The organism is Peribacillus sp. NPDC006672, from assembly GCF_050274955.1.
GTDB lineage: Bacteria > Bacillota > Bacilli > Bacillales > DSM-1321 > Peribacillus.
Map to the genome: position 1 here is coordinate 1 of NZ_JBNNOR010000042.1, position 1,393 is coordinate 1,393.

The 1,393-nt window shown below is 39.3% G+C and carries 1 protein-coding gene; it reads left to right on the forward strand.

What is annotated here, in order from left to right:
• The first annotated feature begins 19 nt into the window (after positions 1–19).
• A protein-coding gene (locus ACQKKK_RS26220) for an IS3 family transposase (RefSeq protein WP_427620020.1) occupies positions 20–1,353 on the forward strand; the annotation gives its coding sequence in 2 pieces (ribosomal slippage) (positions 20–427 and positions 430–1,353; 1,332 coding nt in all).
• The last annotated feature ends 40 nt before the right edge of the window (positions 1,354–1,393 follow it).

Sequence of the window (1,393 nt, forward strand, 5' to 3'; positions counted from 1 at the left end):
GGCAGAGGAGAACGGAAAAATGGCTAAAAAGCTCTTTACGACAAAAGAAATAGAGATATTGTCAACCAATCCATATGTGAAATCAGTCAGTACTAAAGGAATTACATATACTGATGAGTTTAAACAGATATTCATTACTCATGCTGATAACGGAACGCCCGCTAGAGAGATATTCGAAGGATGCGGATTTGATATTGAGATTATTGGGATGGATCGTGTACATTCCTCTAGAGATAGATGGCGTGCAGCCTATCGTAAAAACGGTATAGATGGCCTCCAAGATAACCGAAGTGGCAATTCTGGCAGGCCTCGCGTAATGGAGCTTACCCCTGATGAGAGATACGAGAGATTGGAGGCAGAGAACAATTTATTAAAAGCTGAGATTGAACTCTTAAAAAAGATCAGATTTGCCGAAAGGGGGATGAAGAAAAAATAATCTTATCAGCTGAACAAAAATTTATCCTTATCCGCTTTGTGATTGATAAGTACAACTTGAAAAACATGATCACCCATTTGTGCAAGTCCGCAGGGGTTTCGCGTTCCGGTTACTATAACTATTACTCCGAAAGGGCCGTTGAACAACGGAAGCTAAAAGAGAAGATGGATGAAGCCCTTCGGGATATTATACTGAAAGCATTTAGATTCAAAAACCGCAAAAAAGGAGCCCGCCAAATCAAGATGACTTTGGCAGGTCAGTTCAATATTGTCTATAACCTGAAAAGGATTCGAAGAATCATGGGGAAATACAACATCATATGCCCAATCCGAAAAGCAAATCCATACAAGCGTATGATGAAAGCTACCCAAGAACACAGGGTCCTTCCTAATCTTTTAAACCGGGAGTTTAAACAGGATATCCCTTATAAAGTATTGCTTACAGATATCACCTATCTTTTTTACGGGAATAGCCAAAAGGCATATTTATCAACGTTTAAAGATGCATCTACTAATGAGATTCTGGCTTATCATGTCTCAGACCGCATTACCATGGATATCGCTACCGATACCCTTATCAAATTGAAGAAGAATAGGAAGATTAAGTTGGCTAAAGGTGCCTTTATCCACTCCGATCAGGGAACCCACTATACACACCCAGACTTTCAAAAGTTAGTGAAGAAATATAAATTGGGCCAGTCTATGTCCAGAAGGGGTAATTGTTGGGACAATGCCCCACAAGAGTCATTCTTTGGCCATTTTAAGGACGAGGCTTATATAAAGCCATGCCAGACTTTAGAGGCGTTAAAAAGAGAAATAAAAGAGTATATGACTTATTACAACCAGTATAGATACCAGTGGGATTTAAAAAAGATGACCCCTGTTCAATACAGAGATCATCTTCTAGAGGCAGCCTAACCTCTTTTTTTAAAATGTCCTTTACAAAGGGTACAGTTTA